Source organism: Terasakiella sp. 4MB5A, from assembly GCF_050058155.1.
Lineage (GTDB): Bacteria > Pseudomonadota > Alphaproteobacteria > Rhodospirillales > Terasakiellaceae > Terasakiella > Terasakiella halodenitrificans.
Genome location: NZ_CP188815.1, coordinates 202,970 through 223,443, shown reverse-complemented (window position 1 = coordinate 223,443; position 20,474 = coordinate 202,970). Strand labels below are relative to the sequence as shown.

The window sequence follows — 20,474 nt, the reverse complement described above, 5'->3', positions numbered from 1 at the left end:
GCTACAGGCAAATTTCCATAGTTTCATCCGGGGTGATTTTAGCTAAAACCTCAAGCATATCGGTGAGGTTTAGGGCAACACAGCCTTCTGTCGGTGCATATTGATCGCGTGCCAGATGAAAAAACACCGCACTGCCTTTGCCGGGGAGGGGCGGGCTGTCGTTATGTCCTAAGACAACAATAATGTCATAGATAGGGTCATCGCGAAAAAGCTTTTCGTGTGACGCAGGAAAAGGCAGCGTAACAGGACGGTTATAATCTGCATGTTGTGGATCATCACACCAGCCGTCTGTTTCACCAATGGGGTGAATATCTAGGGCGCTATTGGGTTTTTTGATACGGTCCGCCCTATATAGAACATAGCGCAAAGCGAATTTTCCGGTGGGTGTTGCCCCATCCCCTTCTATTTTATCGGTTTTTACCCCACCTTTACCTAAGGCACAGCGATAGGTTTTATCCCTATAAATCAAGGTATTGTCAGAGCGAACCAAGATGGTCATGGTTTATCAGCCCCCGGGTTGTGCTGTGGTTTCATACCGTTTCATATTTTGCGCCATCATATCAGCAAACCAGCGATTATCCGATGTTTGGCTGAGTTGCGCCGTATTGGCAGGGACAGGTGTTGGTGGAGTAACAGGTGCTTTTTTTTCTACTTTCAGGCGGTCGCCTTGATCCTGTTGGCGTTGTGCCTGCATATCACGGGCAAAGGCACGCAAGGCATCAAGGGATTCGTTATGTGGTTGTTTTGCTTGAAAACCAACAGATTGTTGTGGTTGTGGAACAATTGTATTGGCCGGTATTTCTTCAGCTTTTGTTGTTGTAAGCGGGGCTGGCGCAGGTGAAGATGTTTGTGCCTGTGGTCGTTCGCTTGGGAAGGGCAAAGGCGGCTGGTTTGCCGGGGGGGCCCAGGTACCAGCTGATCCGGCCCCAACCGGGCTGTTGCTATGTGTTGGGACTTCACGGGTGGTCGCTGGATTCATAAATTCTTGTAATTGCGCCAGTCTTAAAGATTCTTCACCAGCGGCAAACGCATCAGCCTCGCTTTCGGGGATAGATTTGATGGGGGCAAAACCGTTGATATTGCGCGAGAGGTCTTGATTTTGTGCGATCATGGTTTTGTCTTGTTCCGGGACATCCACTTCTTCACCCTGAAACATGGCCAAGACATGTTCGCCGGCATCTTTGCCGGTGTTGTTTTCTAAAATCACATTAAAGGCAGAAGCCGCCAGTCCAATGGGACCACCAAAAAGCGTTCCGCCCGCCAAGCGTGCGCCGGGATCCAGTTCATCGCCGGTGATTGCGCGATAAGCGGTGGAGACAATGGGGATATGCTGCAAGGGATTGATAACATCCAGCATATCCCAGAACGTGACACCATCATCGCCGAAGAAACTGAATTCTTTTTCTTTATCAGCCTGTTTGGTGGTGGGGTCGTTTGTTTGTTTTGTCGCCTCGTTGCCAGCGGGCGGTGGATTGTATGCCACCTGCGTATTTACATGATCGACCATATCTGGCTCCGATTGCTCAATTATCGCTCTTTGGTTTATTGCTTTTGAGGGATATATCGCAAACTTTGTGCCAGATTGTAACTATCTGAAAAATATGAATTATATTTAAAGTGAAGGGCAGGGGAGGGCAAAAAATTCCGACTCAGCGGTTTAAAGACCTAAAGATAATGCCCACCTTTGGTCGCCTTGGCAAAAAGGTAAGGTTCGTTGTGTTTGTTGGTTTCAAACGCATGTTCGACCCGTTCAACTACATCGACATGACAGGTGCCTAGAACTTTGACTTTTTCCGGGTTGTTGGTCATAAGACGAACTTGTTTGACACCCAGATGTTCAAGCATTTGCGCAGCCGGGATATAGACCCGCTCGTCCGCATCAAAACCTAATTGTTCGTTGGCATCAAAAGTATCCAGCCCGGTGTCTTGTAATTTGTAGGCGCGCAATTTATTGATTAAACCGATCCCGCGCCCTTCTTGTGCGAGATAGAGCAAAATGCCGCTGCCATGATCGGCAATGGCCTTGATTGCACCGCGCAGTTGATCCCCGCAATCACAGCGCAAACTACCAACCAGATCGCCTGTGAAACATTCTGAATGAATACGGATCAGGACGGGTTCATTGGGATTGGGTTCACCAATAATAATGGCGATATGTTCAATGCCACCGTCTGCCGGGCGAAAAGCGACCATTTTGGTCTGTGGGGCATCGGCCAAGGGGACTTGTGCATCACTGACAGCGCGCAGGGAACGCGCAGCGGCCTCTTCATAACCAAAGATATCATGGTTGGTCACACCCATTAGGTTTTCTGCACTGATAAAGGATTTAAAATCGTCTACAGGCAGGTTTACCGTAATCGCTGCTGGTAAGAGGCGGGAAAGCTTGGTTAGGCCGATTGCAGCACTTTCGCCACTTTCAAGATCGATATCTTCAAATGGGATGTCAAAAAAGTCGTTCTTTGAAAATTCAGCCAGTGGATTGACCAGACTTTCAATCAAATCGGGGCGCAGGGCTTTGCCCATCTTGGCCCGAACGGCCTTATATTTAAAGCTACCCAGCCCTAATGTGTGAGCACGTGCGGTCGTAATGATCAAATCCGGTTGACCCTTGCTTAAATCTTTAAGGCGCTGGATCGTTGATTTTGTTGCACCTTCTGCAGCTAGAACCAGGGTGGCATGTCCATTTTTGTTATCAATGGCGACAATTTGTGCACGCCGTAAATCAGACAAGGCGCGGTCAACCGCCAGTAAAGACGGGGCTGTGGTCGCGGATTTGGTTTCGCTTAGGGTAATAGACAGACGATGCGGCATAGGAACAACGGTTATTTTTTAAACAAAGGTCCCCATATGTAGGCCGAATAACGTGATTTCACAATAGCGTTATCGTGCTTAAAGTCCTCTATACGAGATATTCTTTAGTTGTTATGGTGGGGAATGAGCAATATTCAGGTCCGTGTGAGGGAAGCTATGTCTAACGCCAAACGTGTTCTTCTTGTTGATGATGATGATTCGTTACGTCAAATGTTGACTGAACAATTGTCGCTACATGAGGATTTCGACGTGGTTGAAGCCGATGGGGCGGCCAGTGCTTTGGCTGTGACCAAGGATGATACTTTTGATGTGGTGATCCTGGATGTGGGTCTGCCGGATATGGATGGTCGTGATGTGTGTCGATTGATGCGCAAACAAGGGGTGAAATGCCCGATTATCATGTTGACCGGGGCCGATACCGATGCGGATACCATCCTAGGTCTGGATGCAGGGGCCAATGATTATATTACCAAGCCATTTCGCTTGGGGATTTTGCTGGCCCGCTTGCGTGCCCATTTGCGCCAGCATGAACAAAGCGAAGATGCCACGTTCAAAGTTGGCCCTTATACGTTTCAGCCTGCGTCCAAATTGTTGATTGAAAATGAAACAGAACAGAAAATTCGTCTGACGGATAAAGAAACCAATATCATTAAGTTTTTATATCGTGCCGGGGGTAAAGTCGTTGGGCGTGATACGTTGTTGGATGAAGTGTGGGGTTATAACGCAGGCGTAACGACCCATACATTGGAAACGCATGTCTATCGTTTGCGCCAGAAAATTGAAAAAGATCCCTCCAACGCTCAGATCCTTGTGACGGAGCCAGGCGGCTATAAGTTGGTGCCTTAGTTATGTTTCGCGCGTTGTTGTCCCGTTTTATTGGTGATGATGGTGATCGTAAGATCCCTAAACGGGTTCAGGACGCGATTATCGAACAACAGAACGTGTCAGAACAATTGGTCGGCTGGATCCAGTTGGCAGTGGTGCTGACGTTTGGCACTCTTTATGCCCTTTCCCCAAAAACCTTTCGTATGGACGCGTCGTTTGAACCGGTACCATATGTTTTAAGTCTGTATTTTGGCTTTACGCTTGTCCGGCTTTATCTCAGTTATCGGATGCGTTTGCCGGGTTGGGTGATTTCACTATCGATTGTGGCCGATATCTTGTTGTTATTTGGCACAATTTTCAGCTTTCATATCCAGTATATGCAGCCGCCGAGCTTTTATTTAAAGGCACCAACTGTTCTTTATATCTTTATTTTCATTGCGTTACGCGCCCTTCGTTTTGAAGCGCGCTATATTTTGCTCAGTGGGGTTGCTGCTGTTCTGGGCTGGGCCGTGATGGTGGGGTATGTGGTTATCCATGATGATATGAACAACATGGTGACGCGTGATTATGTGCATTATCTAACCTCAAACAGTGTGTTGATCGGGGCGGAATTTGATAAAATCGTATCGATGGTCTTGGTTGCTGTTATTTTGGCACTGGCGACGTTGCGTGCGCGTGTTTTATTAGTGCGGGCGGTAACCCAAGGTCAAGCGGCCCAATCGTTATCGCGTTTTTTCTCGGAAGATTTGGCAGATCATATCAAATCGGCTGAAAATGATGCACATGTCGGGGATGTGGTGGCGCGTGAAGCCTCAATCCTGAATGTGGATATTCGGGGGTTTACGCCTTTGACCAAACGGCTGCAGCCGTCAGAACAAATTGCCCTGATTACCGAATATCATGCCCGTATCGTGCCGGTGATTTCCAAATTTGGCGGTCATGTGGATAAGTTTTTGGGCGATGGCATTATGGCCTATTTCGGGGTGTTGAAAGAATCGTCACAGCATGGGGCGCAGGCTTTGCATGCGATGGAAGAAATTATCAAAGCATCTGATCAATGGAATGCAGACCGGGCAGATCTGGGGCAGGATCCGGTTGTTATCCATGCCTCGTGCGCATCCGGTCCCATTGTGTTTGGTGTGATCGGTGAATCGCATCGGTTGGAATATACTGTGATTGGAGATGCGGCAAATGTGTCTGCCAAAATGGAAAAACAGACAAAGATTGAGGGCGTGCGTGCCATTGCGACGGCGCAAACCTTAAAATGCGCACTGGATAACGGCTACGAGAACGCAGAAGACCGTTGGGAGCTTCGTCAAGACCGACAAGTCGGTGGTGTCGAAAAACCGATGGATGTTATTGTCCTGAAAGAAACTTAAGAGACAACTTCGTGAAACGCCTGATCATATAGCGTTTTACTTTCGATATCGAAACAACAAAAAATTACCTGCTCAAGCCCGGGATGTATTTTGCAAAACTCAATGACATTTTTAACGACAAGTTGGGCCGCCCGCTTTGAGGGGAAGCCATAAGCTCCTGTAGAAATACATGGAAATGCAATGGATTGCAGGCCTTTCTTCAAGCAAATTCTTAGGGAGTTAAAGTAGCAGTTGAGAAGAAGTTGATCTGCTCTTTCCGAGGTATGTTGTTGCCAAATGGGTCCGACGGCGTGGATGACATGACGGGCGGGTAGATTATGTCCACCTGTTAATTTGGCTTCACCGGTTTGACAGCCGTTCAGGCGATGACATTCTTCAAGCAGGCTTTTACCTGCGGCCCGATGAATGGCCCCATCCACGCCACCGCCGCCCAGCAGGGTTTCATTGGCGGCATTGACAATAACGTCTACGTCTAACTTGGTAATATCACCTTGTTTTACGGAAAAGACAGTCATGGCGGATTTCTTTCTTCAAAATCGGGTCAAGGTTCCCATATGACAATCATAACATGGGAGGCATTATGAAAAAAACATTGGATCATGGCGCACAGGGTCGCTTTCTGGTTCCTGAAATGGCGTTAGCGCGTACCGTTTCAAGTCAGTCGGTTATTTTATGGTTGGCCAAAGGCTGGGAAGATGTCAAAGCGTTGAAAACAACCAGTCTGTTATATGCAGCCTGGTTTTTATTGATTGGTTTGATGATTTCCTTTGGTTTTTATCGTTGGCAGGTTCCTTACTTAATTCTTCCCGCTTTGTCTGGTTTTTTGCTGGTCGGCCCTGCAATTGCGCTGGGATTTTATGAGGGATCTATTCGGCGCCAACAGGGACAGCCATTTCATTTACATCATGCACTCATGGCGTTTCGGCGGTGTCGTTATCCTATTTTGGGAATGGGAATTGCACAGGTTTTTTTATTTATGGTCTGGATTCGTTTATCTTTTACCCTGTTTGCCGTTGCGTTTCCCGGTGTGATGCCCCAATGGGTCGTCATTTTTGAACGGGCAACAACAATAGAGGGGCTGCATTTTGCAATTATGATTACGGCGTTAGGCGGTTTGTTTGCAACCCTGATCTTTTTCACCGGTGCGTTTTCCCTGCCCTTGATGATGGATCGCCAAACCGTTTTAATTCCGGCACTGTTGACCAGTGCTTATGCAGTTTTTCTTAATTTGAAAGTCATGCTCTTGTGGGCAAGCTTAATTGTTTTGATCATGTTTTTAGGATTGATCAGCGGGATCGGTCTTTTAATAGCTTTTCCACTGGTGGGTCACGCCACATGGCATGCTTATCAGGCGGTTTTGGGGGGAAATGAAGAAGGTTAAGAATCTTTTTTCATTTTTTTGACTGTATTTGTTGTTGAAAATCCGTCTTTTAGTTGGGCAAGAAAGACGCGACCGCCATTTTGTTGAATCAATTCAGCGCCAACCACTTGATCGATGGTGTAATCAGCTCCTTTAACCAGTACATTGGGCAACAGGGCTGATAAGAGCTCCATTGGGGTATCTTCATCGAAGATCACCACCATATCGACACAGGCAAGCGAAGAAAGCACAGTTGCGCGGGCCATTTCGTTCTGGATGGGGCGTTCTGGCCCTTTCAGGCGTTGAACGGAAGCATCACTGTTCAATCCAATAACCAGTTTGTCACATTGTTCTGCGGCTTGATTTAACAGGGAAATATGGCCGGGATGCAAAAGATCAAAGCAACCGTTAGTAAAACCAACGCTTTTGCCTTGTGTTTGCCAGCGAAGAACGCGGTCTTTGGCACTGTCGCGACCTACGACCTTGGCTTCGGCTTCGGACAGGTCCTGATGATGCAGAGCTTCTATCAATTCTTCGCTATAGACGCTGGCGGTGCCGATTTTTGCCACAACGATACCGGCAGCGATATTGGCGAGCTTGGCCGCATCGCTTAAGGAGGTGCCAAGGCCCAGCATAACTGCCAAGGAGGCAACAACCGTATCACCTGCCCCGGATACATCAAACACTTCACGTGCTTCGGTTGGGAAATGAATGACGTCACCTTCTTTGGTAACAAGGGTCATGCCGTCTTGAGACCGGGTTGCCAAAACGTTTTCAATTCCGCAAGTTTCGATGATATGGCGGGCTGCGGCGACGATGGATTGATCGTTATCACAGGGCATACGGCTGGCTTCGCTGAGTTCCTTGCGGTTCGGGGTGACCAGTGTCGCCCCGCGGTATTTACTGTAGTCATCACCTTTTGGATCGACGATGATGGGGAGACTGGCTTTTTTGGCTAACGCGATTAAATCAATCGCATTTTCCCCATGTAACACTCCTTTGCCGTAATCTGATAAAACCATGACTTTGGCCTGTCCGAGGCTTTGGGCTACATCCATCATAAGGTCGCCATGTTGTTTTTCTGATAAGGGGCCAAGGCTTTCATGATCGGCGCGCAACATTTGTTGGTTGGAGGCCATAAAACGTGTTTTTAAGGAAGTTGGGCGTGCTTCGTCCAATAACAGAGCCGCGCAGCACCGATCATTTTCATTTAACAGGTTGGCGATTTGCCGTCCGGCATCATCTTCACCGACCAAACCGCAAAAACGGGCATTGGCCCCGAGGCTGAGAACATTGCGCACCACATTGCCCGCACCACCCAACATGGCGTCTTCACGTTCAATCCGTAAGACCGGGATCGGAGCTTCTGGGGAGATACGGTCCACATGTCCATAAACGAAACGGTCCAGCATGATATCGCCGACGCAAAGAATTTCGACTGTTTCGGCCCGATTGACCATATCGATGAGGTGGGCGTGCTGTGACATGTTTGGTTTACTCTTTAAATTTCGGATGGGTGATTGCATTAAAAAGTCTGGATGTGACAAATATTTCTGAAAAAAATAAGGTCCCAAAGAACAAATATTTCCGGTCTTACCTCTTGTGTTTTAACGCTTTGGCGAAGGATGAAAAAGCATTTTCGCGCAGGTGGCGAAACCGTTTTTTCATCCTGCTCTCCCTGCTAAGATAATTTATTTTATAAATCATGGATTTAAATTAATTCAGCATGGAAAAAGCAACTTTCTTTATAGCCTGTTGGGCTTTCCTTTGAAAAGTTTACTCTATAGGCTTTTAGAGAATATTTTTGAAATATTCAGAAATAAAAGAAATTATTGCAGAAAAACGCTGGCAACATCTGTGTGTTTATATGGAATTGTGAAACGGACATACTTATCAGGGCGTTTCGACATCAGGATTAAATCCCCCAACTTTTATTCCTGCTCCCTAACCCGAGACGCCCTGCTTTTTTTGACCGCTATCACAATCTCAACGAACAAAGCCCTGAGTGAGGTCGCTATGATTACCGGACATATTGAAACTACGACACAAGAATATCAAAATGATACCCAAGTCCGCGCTTATGCCGAACGTCTGGTACTCAGCCTAGGATACAACGATGCGATTTGTACAGCGATGGAATTCCAACTGTTTAATGTGGCAGAGGAACTCCGCTTTATGCAAGACGACTATCGCGGCGTTGCCTAAGACCGCTCAGGCGAAAATTAAAATGAAAAAGCTCCATTTGCAAGATGGGGCTTTTTTTGCGACTCGTTACATTTATAGGTATTGAAACAGAATCGAAACGTTCCTATATAAATAAAAAATAACAAGCAGGTTCCGTTTTCATTTTGCAGATGAGGGAATGATTATGAATAGAACACTCACAATCGCGCGCAAGAACCGCTATACCCACCCCGGCCATGAAACCCGTACCAACGAGTTGGCAAAACTGTTGGTCAATGCATTTGGCTTTGATCAGGCGATAGAAAAAGCCAAACAAAGCCATTGGGATAATGTGGCACAGGCGATCCATTTTATGCTGAGCAAAAGCTATAACCGTTTTTAAAGGTTAATAAAACCTAAGTGCCTGTGCGATCAGTCACATATGATGCTGCATTATGGTGGTATTATATAAGCCTCTCGTCATGCAATGGTTTTTAAGGTATAAGCTGGTCCCTATGTTTGAGACCGTCCGACATAATTTGCAGCATTACGTTTTAAATGCGCAGGAACCTATGGATTCCGCGCAACGCTGCAGCCTTGCCGATGAAATGGCGTATATTTTTGATCATGATAGTTTAAATGAACGCGAACGGCATTTGGCTGAAGAAATTATTGCCGACCTGATTAATGATGAAGTTGAATCCGTTCGACTTGCAATCGCCGTGGCTGTTGGAACATCTCCGCATTTGCCGGTGGAATTGGCTCATAAACTTGCGTGTGATATTTCTGCAATCAGCTTGCCGATTTTAAAATTATCCCCGGTTTTAGAAGATCGTTTTCTGGAAGGTATTTTAAAAACGGGCGTGGTGGAAAAGATGCTGGCGATTGCAGAGCGTCATAATGTCTCGGCTCAAGTGTGTCGACGGATCGTTTCTATGGGTCGTAAGGAACCGGTTTTATGTCTTTTGGCTAATAAAGGGGCTGAGATTAACGACCATACCATGATCACGATTGTTCGTGTTTATGGGGATGACGAAAAGATGGAACAGGCAATTTTTGACCGGGGTGAATTGTCCGACGATGTTTTGGCGACCTTGCGGAACCTGAGTGAGGCCCATGTTTCTGATTTCATACAGAAATATTTTAAAATACCGGGTCACGTTATGGATGTTGAACGCGGACGCGATTTATTGGATGGCCTTAATCGCAAACCCGCATGGTGGAACAGTAAACAAGGCCCGATTTAAAGGGATTTTTCCATTTTAAAATTGATGAACGTTTCCCCCTTACGCTCAACCGTTTGGCGGGTCTGAACGTGAAACCCCTGCTTTTCAAAAAATGGACGGGCACTGAGACTGGCTTCGACAAAGATGCTTTTATTTTTATTGAGCCGAGCCTGCTTTTCGACCGTGTTATACAAGGATTTTGCAAGGCCTTGCCCTTGATAATCCGGGGAAACATACAGAAGATTAAGATGACCGTTGTCTTCCAAATCAATAAATCCAGCCAGTGTGTTATCGTCCCATGCCAACCAGGTTGGGCGTGATAAACAACGTTTTAGCCAGTCTTCCTGATTAATTTCCTTGGGTGCCCAAGCGGCAAGTTGAGCCGGGTTATAATGTTGGCAGGCGATTTCATGGACACTGCGCTGGAACAAGGTGATCATGGCCTCGCAATCGGGCGTTTTAAACAAGCGAATAGAGATCATGTTTTTTGAACCAGTGCCAGCAATCCGTCCAGATCGCAGTGGGTTTCTAAATGGGCGGCCAATTCATTCAAAATATCATCAATTTGTTGATCATAGTGCAAACCGGTCCACCGCCCTTGATAAATCTCACTTAGAAAGGCATGACGAAATTCGTCCGTGTTAAATAGTCCATGCAGATAACTGCCCATGATCAAATTATTATCGCTAATTGCGCCTTCGCTTTGACCGTTTAATTCTAGCCATGGATTCTGCCGCGCCGGACCATTTGAAACACCCATATGCATCTCATACCCGTGAACAGCAAGACCGTTGGTTTTGCAATGGCCTGTCGCTTCGCGCAAAGTTTTGGGACCGCATAGGGTGGTTTCCATATTCAATAAACCAAGACCCGGTAGTTCCTTGATATGGCCCTCAATACCGTCAGGGTCACGTACTGTGTTGCCCAGCATTTGATATCCGCCACATAAACCGACTACACGTCCGCCCCGGCGCACATGGGCCTTGATATCGATATCCCAGCCTTGTTCGCACACAAAAGCAAGATCAGCCAAGGTTGCCTTGGATCCGGGTAGTAAGATAATGTCACTATCACCGGGCAGCGCATTTCCGGCTTCAATGATTTCTACCTGAACATCGGGTTCAGCCCGCAAAGGGTCGAGATCATCAAAATTGGCGATACGGGAAAAACGCGGTACGGCAATTTTAATCGATTTTTGATCTGTTTCTTTTTTCCGGTTATCAAGGCTCATGGCGTCTTCATCGGGGAGAAGACGGGCTTTACCAAAGAAAGGAACGATACCGAAACTATCAAGATTTACCTTGTCTTTGATGATATCAAGGGCAGAGGTAAACAGGCTGACATCCCCGCGAAACTTGTTGATCAAATAGCCTTTGATCCGGTTACGTTCACTACCTTGCAACAGGGCTTGTGTCCCGACGATGGAGGCAATGACACCACCGCGATCTATATCCCCAATAAGAATAACTGGGATGTCGGCGGCTTCGGCAAATCCCATATTGGCAATGTCACTTTTGCGTAAATTGACTTCGGCAGCACTGCCGGCACCTTCGACCAGAATGAGATCACAATTTTCAGCCAGTTTATGAAAGCTTTCCAAGACCTTTGGCATTAAGCTTGGTTTTAACGCGGTATAATCACGCGCTGTCGCATTGCCGATAACTTCACCTTGGACAACGACCTGAGATCCGACATCGCTTTGCGGTTTCAGTAAAACGGGATTCATGTGAACACTGAGGTTCAGACCACAGGCGCGGGCTTGCAAAGCTTGTGCGCGCCCAATTTCGCCGCCATCTGGGGTGACGGCGGCATTATTGGACATATTTTGGGGTTTAAACGGAGCGACTTTTAATCCTCGTTTGACAAAAGCCCGACAAAGTCCGGCCACCAGCAGGGATTTTCCCACATCCGATCCAGTCCCTTGAAACATAAGGGCTTTGACAGGCTTTTGCATGAGCGTTCTCTTTATTTACTGGCAAGCGCCGCCAAAGTGGATCGTAAATTATCCGCTGCCGGATTGCTGGCTTTTCCTTCAATAACAATATCGCGCGGTTCAATTGTTTGGGCATAGAAAGATTGGTTCAGGTCTGCCCGTTTGGCAAAAACGGACCCTTCCAGTGCACCACCGCCAAACAGACCACGATCAAGGGAAAAGGCCACAATATCTGCACCAATCGCTGTCGTTGACGCACCTTCGACGCTGCCGCCAAAGGTTCCGACAACGATCCCGGCTTCGGCACCGACTTTAAACTGATCTGCCAAAATGGCTTCCATTCCGGCGTGTGTGCGAATGACAAGGATCATTTGGCTGTCTTTCAAACCGATTTGGAAACCGACACTGCCGCCACCGATGGTATAAAAGGCCGGGTAGCTCCAATTGCCATTGGATTTTTTGGACAGTAAAACCGCATTCCCGTATTCACCGCCAACAATAAAGCCACCTTTGAGCAAGCGCGGCACAATGACGACCCCGACAGCTTTATCAAAAGCATTATTCAGGTCAGGATATTGTTTGGAGCCGAGAACATGGCGGGCTGTTGCTTCAGATTCCAATAAAATCTGGATGGCGTCCTGATCAACAGCCTGTGCCTTGTTGAAGGGAAGAAGGGTGAAGACTGCAAATGCTATGGCCAGAAAGCGTTTCATGGCTTCTATCCTTTGAAATAAGAGCGTTGTTGCCGATTATGCGCGTTAAATCTGAAGAAAGTCCTAAAATTCCACACCGGGCTGGGCTTTGATACCACTTCGAAACGGATGTTTAAGCAAGGTCATCTCCGTTGCCAGTTCGGCTGCATCCAACAATTTATCGGAGGCATGACGACCCGTTAAGACCACATGCACCATATCGGGGCGGTTTGCCAGACAATCCAGAACGTCGTCTTCGCTGACATATTCATATCGGATGGCGACGTTGATTTCATCCAGAATAACCATGCGGTAATCGCCCGACATGATCATTTCCTTGGCGGCGGCCCATGCTTTTTGGGCGGCGGCGATATCACGTTCTTTATCTTGGGTTTCCCATGTGAAACCTTCGCCCATGGCTTTAAAGGTCACCTGATCGGGGAATCCTTCAAACACGCGGCGTTCTGCCGTATCCCATGCGCCTTTGATAAACTGGATCACACCGACTTTAAAACCGTGTCCGACGCAGCGTAGTGCCATGCCGAATGCGGAAGACGATTTCCCTTTACCTTTGCCGGTATGAACGATGACAAGGCCTTTTTCATCAATCTTTTTTTCCATCATACGGTCGCGGGCGGCTTTCTTTTTTGCCATTTTACTGGCGTGTTTTTCCAGATCTTCGTCTGACATGGGGGGTCCTTCCCTTTTTTAAGAAACGGTTTCCTCCAATATAGGAGTCTGCAAAGATTTCGCAATCGTAAAGGTAGGTTTAGAGCAAGGAAAGCAATGCAACCATGCTCGCGTTGACAAGACAAGCGGCGACATAAACCTGTAAGGCACGTTTGATATCTTTGGACAGGACACGGGCCCGACCATCGCCGATCCACGGATCATTGGCTTGGCCTTCGCGATACTTACGTGGTCCGGCCAATGAGATATCCAATGATCCGGCCATTGCACCTTCTGGCCAACCTGCGTTTGGGGAACGATGTTTGCGCGCATCGCGAAACATGGTTTTCAGACCTTTCAATGGGCTGGAGGTCGGTAAAAAGAAAGATCCTAAGAAAATCCAAAACCCGGCAAGACGTGCGGGAATTAGGTTGAGAACATCGTCCAGTCGAGCGGCGCAAAATCCAAAAGATTTATGGCGATCGGTTTTATGGCCAATCATGGAATCCATTGTGTTTACAGCCTTATAGACCAATAAACCGGGGAAACCGAAGATAACGTACCAAAAAACGGGGGCAACCACCCCGTCACCAAAATTTTCAGCCAGTGATTCAATTGCAGCGCGGGCAACGCCGTGTTGATCCAGTTGATCAGGGTCTCGCCCGACAATATGACTGACAGCTTCACGTCCCCCTGAAATCCCTTGTTCATTCAATGCGACGGCAACCCGGCGCACGTAGATAAACAGGCTGCGTTGTGCGATAAGGGCAATGGTCAGGAACAATTCAAGGATCCAGCCAAACGGATAGTTTTGCCCAAACCATGTGACACTAAGACCAATGGTGAAACACAGGGAAACCATGAAAACAACGACCACAGCACCGCGAAGGGTGCGATTGACTTGAGATCGATTTTCCCGGTTGAGTTTTTTATCGAGAAAGGCAATCAATTCCCCCATCCAGACGACGGGATGTTTGATGATATTAAACAACCGGTTCATATCTCCGACATAGGCGTCCAAAGCCAAGGCACAGAGCAGCAACCATAGCGGATTGTAACTGTCGTAAGGGATAAGGGAGGGAATGGCGAACATGGTGCTATTTTTCGTTTAGATCGGTCTTGAGTTGATCAAGGTCGAATTCGCTATATATATTAATACCGTTTTCTTTCAATAGCTTGGCAACAATGCCTAATCCTTTGATCTTATTTGATGTAAAGGTTCCATCATATATTAAATTGACCCCACATGAGGGGCTGCGTTCTTTGAGCAAAGCATATCGGATATTGTGTTTCTTTGCCAAATTAAGCGCAATTGATGCGCCTTGATGAAAGCTATCGGTAAAATCTTCGCCATCCTGGCTAATAACTCGTCCTGTTTTCAAATCTCGTTCGCAGGGTTTACGCGGGACAGGTAAGCCACCCGCAACTTCTGGACAAAGAACAATAAAACGATCTTCTTTTTTCCATTGTACCACGATGGGGTCATCAATCAGGGTATCGCCCCCATCATAACGAACTTTTTCGCCAAACAGGCAGGCGCTGATCAGTATCTTTTCCATAGTTGCCTTATCTAGGTCCGTTTGCTCAAAGACCGTTTTTTCAAATTCATTTTATCGTGTGCGGCCGCCCGTTTTTTCAGGGTTCGCATGTTTTTACGACGACCTTCTTCTGCAATCAAGGCTTCAACATGGCGCCCTTGAAATAATTCAATCCCATTGTTGCGGCCGAATTCGACGGCTTCTTCACTATCACAACGGCTAAGAATAATTTGTTTAGCTCCTGTTAACATGATCTGTCGAATGACCTTATCTGATAAATCATGCCCACCGTGGATAATGTCGGAGGACCAGATTAATTTGATCATATCTGCGCCCAGACGTTCGCGGTCAATAAAAGGCAATGTTTTGTAATTCACACCATCAATACAGATACGATAGCCGCGTTCTTTGACATATTCGCGTGCAAAGAGATAGGCGTTTAAATCACTGAAAATATCAAGATGTTGCAATTCCAAAACGATATTGCCCCGCATGGCGGCAATGACATTTTCATCAAAACGCATAAATTCGGTGGATAGCAGGGTTGCAACGTTTAAATTGATGCTGATATCGCCCGTGATATCGCGATCTTCGGTTTTACTGAGGAGGGAAAGAACCCGTCGATCCAATGTTTCTGTTAAATGCTGGAACAACCAAGGCGAAGATGTCAAATTGACACCGGGCAGGAGAGTTTCACGCAAATCACTGATTGAAATGAATAACTCACTAAAACGTGCCGTGGGAACCATTTGTGGGCCTTCGACACTACAGACATATTGGCGGCGCACCATGTTGGTCAGGTCGGCGGCTTTCAAGGCCTCGATCACGCGATCAAGGATACGCGGTGTCATACGTTCGCCGGCTTCTTGTTTGGCAAGCAGGGCAGTTTTGACATCAACGTTCCCGCCCATTGCGGCGCGGGCATTTTTATCCTTTTCCACCAAATCACGGGCCATTGCGACAATGTCTTCATAGTCAGCTTCTACATCGTACCAGCTGTTAAACCCTTTGCCTTCTGGCCCACTTTCTTCCAATAAAGGATCATCGCCAAACAGGAATTTGACTTTTTCAATCGCCTGTTCCACTTGTCCCATTGCCTCGGTTTTAAAGACAAAGATAATATCGGCGTTTTTGAAGACAAAAATCTGCCCGAGTAAGTCTTTGACCATCCCTTCAAAGGCATCGGCGGCAACGCGAATATGGTGTTCGCGTCGATTGAAGGGGCGCAGTTTTGACAGATGGAAATGTACCATTTCGCGGCCTTGACGGTGGTGTTCAAGGCGGCGAATATAATCGTAGAACAGGTTTTCCTGATTTTGAGTTTGCATGGTTTATGCCCCCCTCATGGCCGAGGCTGTTTTTTGGGTCATAGCTTCCACCAGTCGATCGACGAAGAACCCCTGAAATCTTTGAACACCTAATTGCAAACCGAATTTAACAGCATCTTCGCTATCGACCAGCGAGATAATAACGTTAGAAGCCCCGATGCTATGGATTAATTCGCGCATTTCACCGCGTCCTTCCTGTGTGGCGGATGCACCGAGCCGATCACCCCAGGCGATTTTATAAAAATCAGCTTTCAATCTGGAAGGATCGAAATAATCCAGAACAAGGGGTTGTAGACTATCGATCAGCACCTTGTAACCACGGGTTTGCAGCATATCGCGCACTTGTTCATAGGCGAAGATATCGCTGAAAACATCAACGGGTTGAAATTCGATAATAAAACGATAGGCTTCTTCGCCGACAAAATGGTCAAACAGTTGAAAATCTTTAGTATGGATGGTTTGGATATTCAAATTTAAACTGATATTTTTCGGCAAATCATCCATTGTTTGGCTACGTAGCATATGAAGCACACGTTGATCTAAAATCGTGGTGAGATATTGAAACAACCAGCGGTCTGCCAGTAAATCCACATCCGGTGCAACAATTTTGCGCAGATCAGCGATAGAAACATAATATTCACGAAACAGAAGCTGACCTTGCCCGTTTGTCCCCACCTGAACCGCGCTTTGGTGACGCATTAAAGGGCGGGCATCCAGTTTGCGAAAAGTTCGGGCCAATTGATCCAAATTTTTTGGGGTCAGTTTTTCGTCATCCATAGAGGAGAGGTTTTTATCCAGGGATTGGCGTTTGGCAGACAGGATGCTGGAAACAACAGCTTCTTTGAAATATTCAAAATCTTCTTCAAGGTCGTACCATGTACAAAAAGCTTCTTCTCCGCTGATATCGCGTCGTTCGATTAAGGGGTCGGCGCGAAACATATTGCGAATAGAGGACAAAGCCCGGTCAATGTCTTCAATCCGGCTATTCTGGCAGGTCAGCACAATGTCGAAGTTGGCCAGAACGAACAGGTCTGACATATGGGTTATCGTAATGGGATCGAAACAACGTTCGGCAATGCGGATATAATCAGGTTTTCGGTTGGTACGCTGTAATTGGGATAAATGCAGATGAACTGCGCACAGGCCTGCGGGTTTTTTTTCCAAGATCTGCATATTTTCCAGCAGCTTATTTTCCGGGCTGTTGGTTTCCGCCCGGATGGCCCGCATCAACTGTGCATCGCTTAAATTTTCTGCCATTTTCTTTCGTTCATCCCAGCATAGAAAGCAAATTTATCCTTAAATGTATCATAGAGATAAAACACTTCATAAAAAATTAAAATGCTCTATGTTTTTTGAGGCTGGATATGTTACATGGTTCGGCAGTCTTTAAAGGGGAGATTCAGCTCGTGCATATGCGTAAACGGATTTTAGTAACCGGCGGGGCAGGTTTTCTGGGTTCGCATCTGTGTGAACGCTTATTGAAAGAAGGTCACGACGTTATTTGTGCCGATAATTTTTTTACCGGCAGCAAAGATAACATTCGTCATTTGCTGGATAACCCTTATTTTGAATTGATGCGCCACGATATTACATTCCCGCTTTATGTCGAAGTGGATGAAATTTATAATTTGGCGTGCCCGGCATCCCCTATCCATTATCAGCATGATCCGGTTCAGACGACAAAAACCAGTGTACATGGGGCGATTAATGTTCTGGGGTTGGCCAAACGTGTGGGGGCCAAGGTTTTTCAAGCGTCCACCAGCGAAGTGTACGGCGATCCTGAAATACATCCTCAACCGGAAGAGTATAGAGGGAACGTTAACCCCATAGGTCCGCGTGCCTGTTATGATGAAGGCAAGCGATGTGCGGAAACGTTGTTTTTCGATTATCACCGTCAGCACGGGGTAAATATTCGGGTGGCGCGTATTTTCAATACTTATGGTCCGCGCATGCACCCCAATGATGGGCGCGTGGTGTCCAACTTTATCATGCAGGCATTGCGCAATGAACCGATTACCATTTACGGGGATGGGGCACAGACACGTTCTTTTTGTTACTGTGATGATTTAATTGATGGATTTGTGCGTTTGATGGCGGCACCGGATGGGATTACCGGGCCGATCAATCTGGGCAACCCTGGCGAATTTACAATCCGGGAGCTGGCGGAAAAAGTCATTGAAATGATTGGATCAAAATCGACTTTGACGTTTGAAGATTTACCGATGGATGACCCGATGCAGCGCAAACCCATTATTGATAAGGCACAAAATCAACTGGGTTGGAATCCGAGTATTGACTTGGAAGATGGATTGAAAAAAACCATCGCTTATTTTGAAAACATGCTCTGATCGCACATTGTTGACAGGCGGGTATCTCTGACCCAAACTGGGCGGATGTTTGAGCATCATCTCATATATGGGGCGGCTTGGCTGATCTTTGGACTTGTCCATTCAATGCTGGCTCGCGAATTTGTGAAATCCCGGCTGAAGCCTCTGTTCGGGGCCTTTTATCGTTTGGCTTATAATATCTTTGCAACTTTGCAAATCGCGGCTGTTTATGCTGTCGGTTTATGGCTTTATGAACATGAAGCCGCCTTTGTACGTGCAGATTGGTGGGTTGTGGGGCAGGGGGCTGTTTATATCATCGGCTGGTTGTTGATGATTTTGGCTTTGCGCGGATATGATCTGGGTACTCTTAGTGGCTTGACCCAAATCCGTGACCATTTTAAAGGGGTCTTGGCTCATGATGAAGAACCCTTGCATTTTCATGGGTTGCACTGTTGGGTGCGCCATCCGCTTTATAGTGCCGGATTGCTTATTTTATGGGGGCGGGTGACAGGGCCATTTGATTTGATGACAGCGATTTTTGGCACGTTATACTTGTTGATTGGTGTGCGATTTGAAGAACGCCATCTAATAAGACTGTACGGGGATCATTATGCGACTTATAAATCCCGTGTGCCTGCGTTTATTCCCGTAAAAGGGAAAGTGATTTTGAAAGAACCCAAACCATGACTGATTTTGATACCACACAGCATTTTGATGATCAAAAGGCAGAGGCCTACGACCGGGTCATTCGCCAAGTTGTGCCTGGTTATGATGTTTTACATGAAATGATCAAGGTTCTTTTAAAACGTTACGTTCTTGGAACAAATTCCAGTTTATTGTCTGTTGGCTGTGGAACCGGGGTTGAATTGATGACGTTGGGACAGGAATTCCCCAATTGGTCAATCACGGGGGTTGAACCGGCACAGGCAATGGCGGCGGTTGCACAGGCGAATTTGGAAATTCAACAACTTTCTGATCGTTGCGAAGTCATCAATGGATATGTGGAGGATTTGGACAGTACGGCTCGTTTTGATGCGGCAACTCTGATTTTGGTCATGCACTTTGTGCCGGATGATGGATCAAAAGAGGCTTTATTACGTTCTATCGCAGCCCGCTTGAACCCTGGTGCCCCGTTGATTTTGGCGGACTTGCATGCAGAGGTCGAAGGTGTGCGTTTCAAACGTTTTTTGGATGTATGGCGGGATTGGCAACTGCATCAAGGTATGCCGGAACATATTGTGGATCGTGGGTTCGAGCATGTTGTGCGTGATATCCAATTTATCGGGGAAGACCGGATTATGGAATTGCTCCATGCAGCTGGTTTTAAAACAATTGAACCTTTTTATGGTGCGTTCCTGTTTGGGGGCTGGATCGCGTGGAAAGAATAAACGAGCTTATTTTTAATTTGCTTTATAGATAGGCGCGGATAAGTTCGGGTCATACTTATGAAATACCCTTTCAATAAATCCTTGCTGATAAAGTGTGTTAAGTTCTTGTTGCAAACGTGATGTGATTAAATCACTGAGATGCGAATTACAGGCAATGCCTCCGGCAATTGCAGTGAGGGTGAATATTTTCTTTATTTCATAACCTGTTTTATTGGCAAGGGCATGGCCTGTCATTTCACCAGTCACCCATAAATCAATCCGGCCGCCCTGAAGCTTACGCACATTCAACTTATCATCGCGTGCTGTTTCAACCGGAATATTGCGGGTAACCAGATAGTCAACAGCGGCATCACCCAAATACCCCCCAATTCGATATTCAGATAAATCGCTGAATTGAGTAATTTTGATTTTGCTAGTCGGACGCGCGAATAAGACGATGGGGTTTTCAGTCAGTGGCGTAATCCATTTAAACAGGTCTTCACGTTCTTTTGTACGGCCTGTTGTAAAAAGACAGGTATTTTTTTGAGATAAAGTTAATTCGTAGGCTCTTTTCCATGGTGTTAGCTTTATACGATAAGCAAAACCCGTTCTTTTCATTATTTCTTGAACAATTTCTGTTGAAATACCGCTTATTTCACCATTTGATCCAATAAAGTTATAAGGAGGATAATGTTCGGTGAAGAAGAGTAAGTCCTCGCTCCAGGCTGTTTTGATGACAGCTAGAGATAAAGAACATCCAAAAGCAATTAATATAACAATATGACGCAACATATCCCCGTTTTTCAAGAATCGATCATTTAATTTTGTGTATATGGGGATCTTGATCTTTATATAC

23 protein-coding genes are annotated in these 20,474 nt (G+C 46.5%); 9 read left to right on the top strand and 14 right to left on the bottom strand.

Going from position 1 to position 20,474, the window contains the following annotated elements; genetic code table 11:
- Nucleotide 1: 1 nt before the first annotated feature.
- The 3 genes from ACI0FF_RS01075 to ribA form a co-directional block, all read right to left on the bottom strand.
- A complete protein-coding gene (locus ACI0FF_RS01075; protein WP_419798314.1) occupies nt 2–499 on the bottom strand; it encodes a L,D-transpeptidase family protein in 498 nt (165 codons plus the stop codon).
- 6 nt (nt 500–505) lie between these two features.
- Nucleotides 506–1,507, bottom strand: a complete 1,002-nt coding sequence (locus ACI0FF_RS01070) for a hypothetical protein (protein ID WP_419798313.1) — start codon at nt 1,505–1,507, stop codon at nt 506–508.
- Between the two features lie 158 nt (nt 1,508–1,665).
- A complete protein-coding gene (gene ribA / locus ACI0FF_RS01065) occupies nt 1,666–2,811 on the bottom strand; it encodes a GTP cyclohydrolase II (protein WP_419798312.1) in 1,146 nt (381 codons plus the stop codon).
- 156 nt (nt 2,812–2,967) lie between these two features.
- Between ribA and ACI0FF_RS01060 the strand changes: the two genes are divergently transcribed.
- Nucleotides 2,968–3,657, top strand: coding sequence for a response regulator transcription factor (locus tag ACI0FF_RS01060; protein ID WP_417819494.1), 690 nt, complete (start codon nt 2,968–2,970; stop codon nt 3,655–3,657).
- 2 nt (nt 3,658–3,659) lie between these two features.
- Nucleotides 3,660–5,015, top strand: a complete 1,356-nt coding sequence (locus ACI0FF_RS01055; protein WP_419798311.1) for an adenylate/guanylate cyclase domain-containing protein — start codon at nt 3,660–3,662, stop codon at nt 5,013–5,015.
- Here ACI0FF_RS01055 and ACI0FF_RS01050 read toward each other — a convergent pair.
- Entirely contained in the window at nt 5,012–5,530 is a 519-nt protein-coding gene (locus ACI0FF_RS01050; RefSeq protein WP_419798310.1) for an O-acetyl-ADP-ribose deacetylase, read from the bottom strand. The two genes, ACI0FF_RS01055 and ACI0FF_RS01050, sit on opposite strands and share 4 nt — an antisense overlap.
- 65 nt (nt 5,531–5,595) lie before the next feature.
- Here ACI0FF_RS01050 and ACI0FF_RS01045 point away from each other — a divergent pair, with 65 nt between their 5' ends.
- Nucleotides 5,596–6,396, top strand: a complete 801-nt coding sequence (locus ACI0FF_RS01045) for a DUF2189 domain-containing protein (RefSeq protein WP_419798309.1) — start codon at nt 5,596–5,598, stop codon at nt 6,394–6,396.
- Here the strand turns inward: ACI0FF_RS01045 and rfaE1 are convergent.
- Nucleotides 6,393–7,862, bottom strand: a complete 1,470-nt coding sequence (rfaE1, locus tag ACI0FF_RS01040; protein ID WP_419798308.1) for a D-glycero-beta-D-manno-heptose-7-phosphate kinase — start codon at nt 7,860–7,862, stop codon at nt 6,393–6,395. The genes ACI0FF_RS01045 and rfaE1 overlap by 4 nt on opposite strands.
- A 529-nt stretch (nt 7,863–8,391) precedes the next feature.
- Between rfaE1 and ACI0FF_RS01035 the strand changes: the two genes are divergently transcribed.
- The 3 genes from ACI0FF_RS01035 (at nt 8,392) to ACI0FF_RS01025 (ending at nt 9,785) form a co-directional block, all read left to right on the top strand.
- Nucleotides 8,392–8,580, top strand: coding sequence for a hypothetical protein (locus ACI0FF_RS01035; RefSeq protein WP_188662492.1), 189 nt, complete (start codon nt 8,392–8,394; stop codon nt 8,578–8,580).
- 163 nt (nt 8,581–8,743) lie between these two features.
- Nucleotides 8,744–8,941, top strand: coding sequence for a hypothetical protein (locus ACI0FF_RS01030; RefSeq protein ID WP_419798307.1), 198 nt, complete (start codon nt 8,744–8,746; stop codon nt 8,939–8,941).
- A gap of 112 nt (nt 8,942–9,053) precedes the next feature.
- Entirely contained in the window at nt 9,054–9,785 is a 732-nt protein-coding gene (locus ACI0FF_RS01025) for a DUF2336 domain-containing protein (protein ID WP_419798306.1), read from the top strand.
- Here the strand turns inward: ACI0FF_RS01025 and ACI0FF_RS01020 are convergent.
- The 8 genes from ACI0FF_RS01020 to ACI0FF_RS00985 form a co-directional block, all read right to left on the bottom strand.
- Complete coding sequence (locus ACI0FF_RS01020; RefSeq protein WP_419798305.1) at nt 9,782–10,246, bottom strand: GNAT family N-acetyltransferase; 465 nt, start codon at nt 10,244–10,246, stop codon at nt 9,782–9,784. The genes ACI0FF_RS01025 and ACI0FF_RS01020 overlap by 4 nt on opposite strands.
- Complete coding sequence (locus ACI0FF_RS01015) at nt 10,243–11,718, bottom strand: cobyric acid synthase (protein ID WP_419798304.1); 1,476 nt, start codon at nt 11,716–11,718, stop codon at nt 10,243–10,245. The genes ACI0FF_RS01020 and ACI0FF_RS01015 overlap by 4 nt, the downstream gene beginning before the upstream one ends.
- Before the next feature lie 11 nt (nt 11,719–11,729).
- On the bottom strand, nt 11,730–12,410 hold the full coding sequence (locus ACI0FF_RS01010) for a lipid-binding SYLF domain-containing protein (protein WP_419798303.1): 681 nt from the start codon (nt 12,408–12,410) through the stop codon (nt 11,730–11,732).
- A gap of 63 nt (nt 12,411–12,473) precedes the next feature.
- On the bottom strand, nt 12,474–13,079 hold the full coding sequence (cobO, locus tag ACI0FF_RS01005; protein ID WP_419798302.1) for a cob(I)yrinic acid a,c-diamide adenosyltransferase: 606 nt from the start codon (nt 13,077–13,079) through the stop codon (nt 12,474–12,476).
- Nucleotides 13,080–13,158: 79 nt separating this feature from the next.
- Nucleotides 13,159–14,151, bottom strand: a complete 993-nt coding sequence (gene cbiB, locus ACI0FF_RS01000; protein ID WP_419798301.1) for an adenosylcobinamide-phosphate synthase CbiB — start codon at nt 14,149–14,151, stop codon at nt 13,159–13,161.
- Between the two features lie 4 nt (nt 14,152–14,155).
- A complete protein-coding gene (locus tag ACI0FF_RS00995) occupies nt 14,156–14,617 on the bottom strand; it encodes a DUF523 domain-containing protein (protein WP_419798300.1) in 462 nt (153 codons plus the stop codon).
- Nucleotides 14,618–14,628: 11 nt separating this feature from the next.
- Nucleotides 14,629–15,924, bottom strand: a complete 1,296-nt coding sequence (locus tag ACI0FF_RS00990) for a hypothetical protein (protein WP_419798299.1) — start codon at nt 15,922–15,924, stop codon at nt 14,629–14,631.
- 3 nt (nt 15,925–15,927) lie between these two features.
- Nucleotides 15,928–17,181 (bottom strand): hypothetical protein, encoded by a 1,254-nt coding sequence (locus ACI0FF_RS00985; protein ID WP_419798298.1) that lies wholly within the window; start codon nt 17,179–17,181, stop codon nt 15,928–15,930.
- A 155-nt stretch (nt 17,182–17,336) separates the two neighbouring features.
- Here ACI0FF_RS00985 and ACI0FF_RS00980 point away from each other — a divergent pair, with 155 nt between their 5' ends.
- Genes ACI0FF_RS00980 through ACI0FF_RS00970 form a run of 3 tightly spaced genes read left to right on the top strand, consistent with a single transcriptional unit; the run spans nt 17,337 to nt 19,639 of the window.
- The gene (locus ACI0FF_RS00980; RefSeq protein WP_419799676.1) at nt 17,337–18,272 is read left to right on the top strand and encodes a UDP-glucuronic acid decarboxylase family protein; all 936 of its coding nucleotides are present in this window, start codon (nt 17,337–17,339) and stop codon (nt 18,270–18,272) included.
- Nucleotides 18,273–18,317: 45 nt separating this feature from the next.
- The gene (locus ACI0FF_RS00975; protein WP_419798297.1) at nt 18,318–18,938 is read left to right on the top strand and encodes a methyltransferase family protein; all 621 of its coding nucleotides are present in this window, start codon (nt 18,318–18,320) and stop codon (nt 18,936–18,938) included.
- Nucleotides 18,935–19,639 carry a class I SAM-dependent methyltransferase gene (locus ACI0FF_RS00970; RefSeq protein WP_419798296.1) on the top strand — a complete coding sequence of 235 codons (705 nt, stop codon included), beginning with the start codon at nt 18,935–18,937 and terminating at the stop codon, nt 19,637–19,639. Before ACI0FF_RS00975 ends, ACI0FF_RS00970 begins: the two co-directional genes overlap by 4 nt.
- A 12-nt stretch (nt 19,640–19,651) precedes the next feature.
- Here the strand turns inward: ACI0FF_RS00970 and ACI0FF_RS00965 are convergent, their stop codons facing one another.
- Nucleotides 19,652–20,425 carry a substrate-binding periplasmic protein gene (locus tag ACI0FF_RS00965; protein ID WP_419798295.1) on the bottom strand — a complete coding sequence of 258 codons (774 nt, stop codon included), beginning with the start codon at nt 20,423–20,425 and terminating at the stop codon, nt 19,652–19,654.
- Between the last annotated feature and the right edge of the window lie 49 nt (nt 20,426–20,474).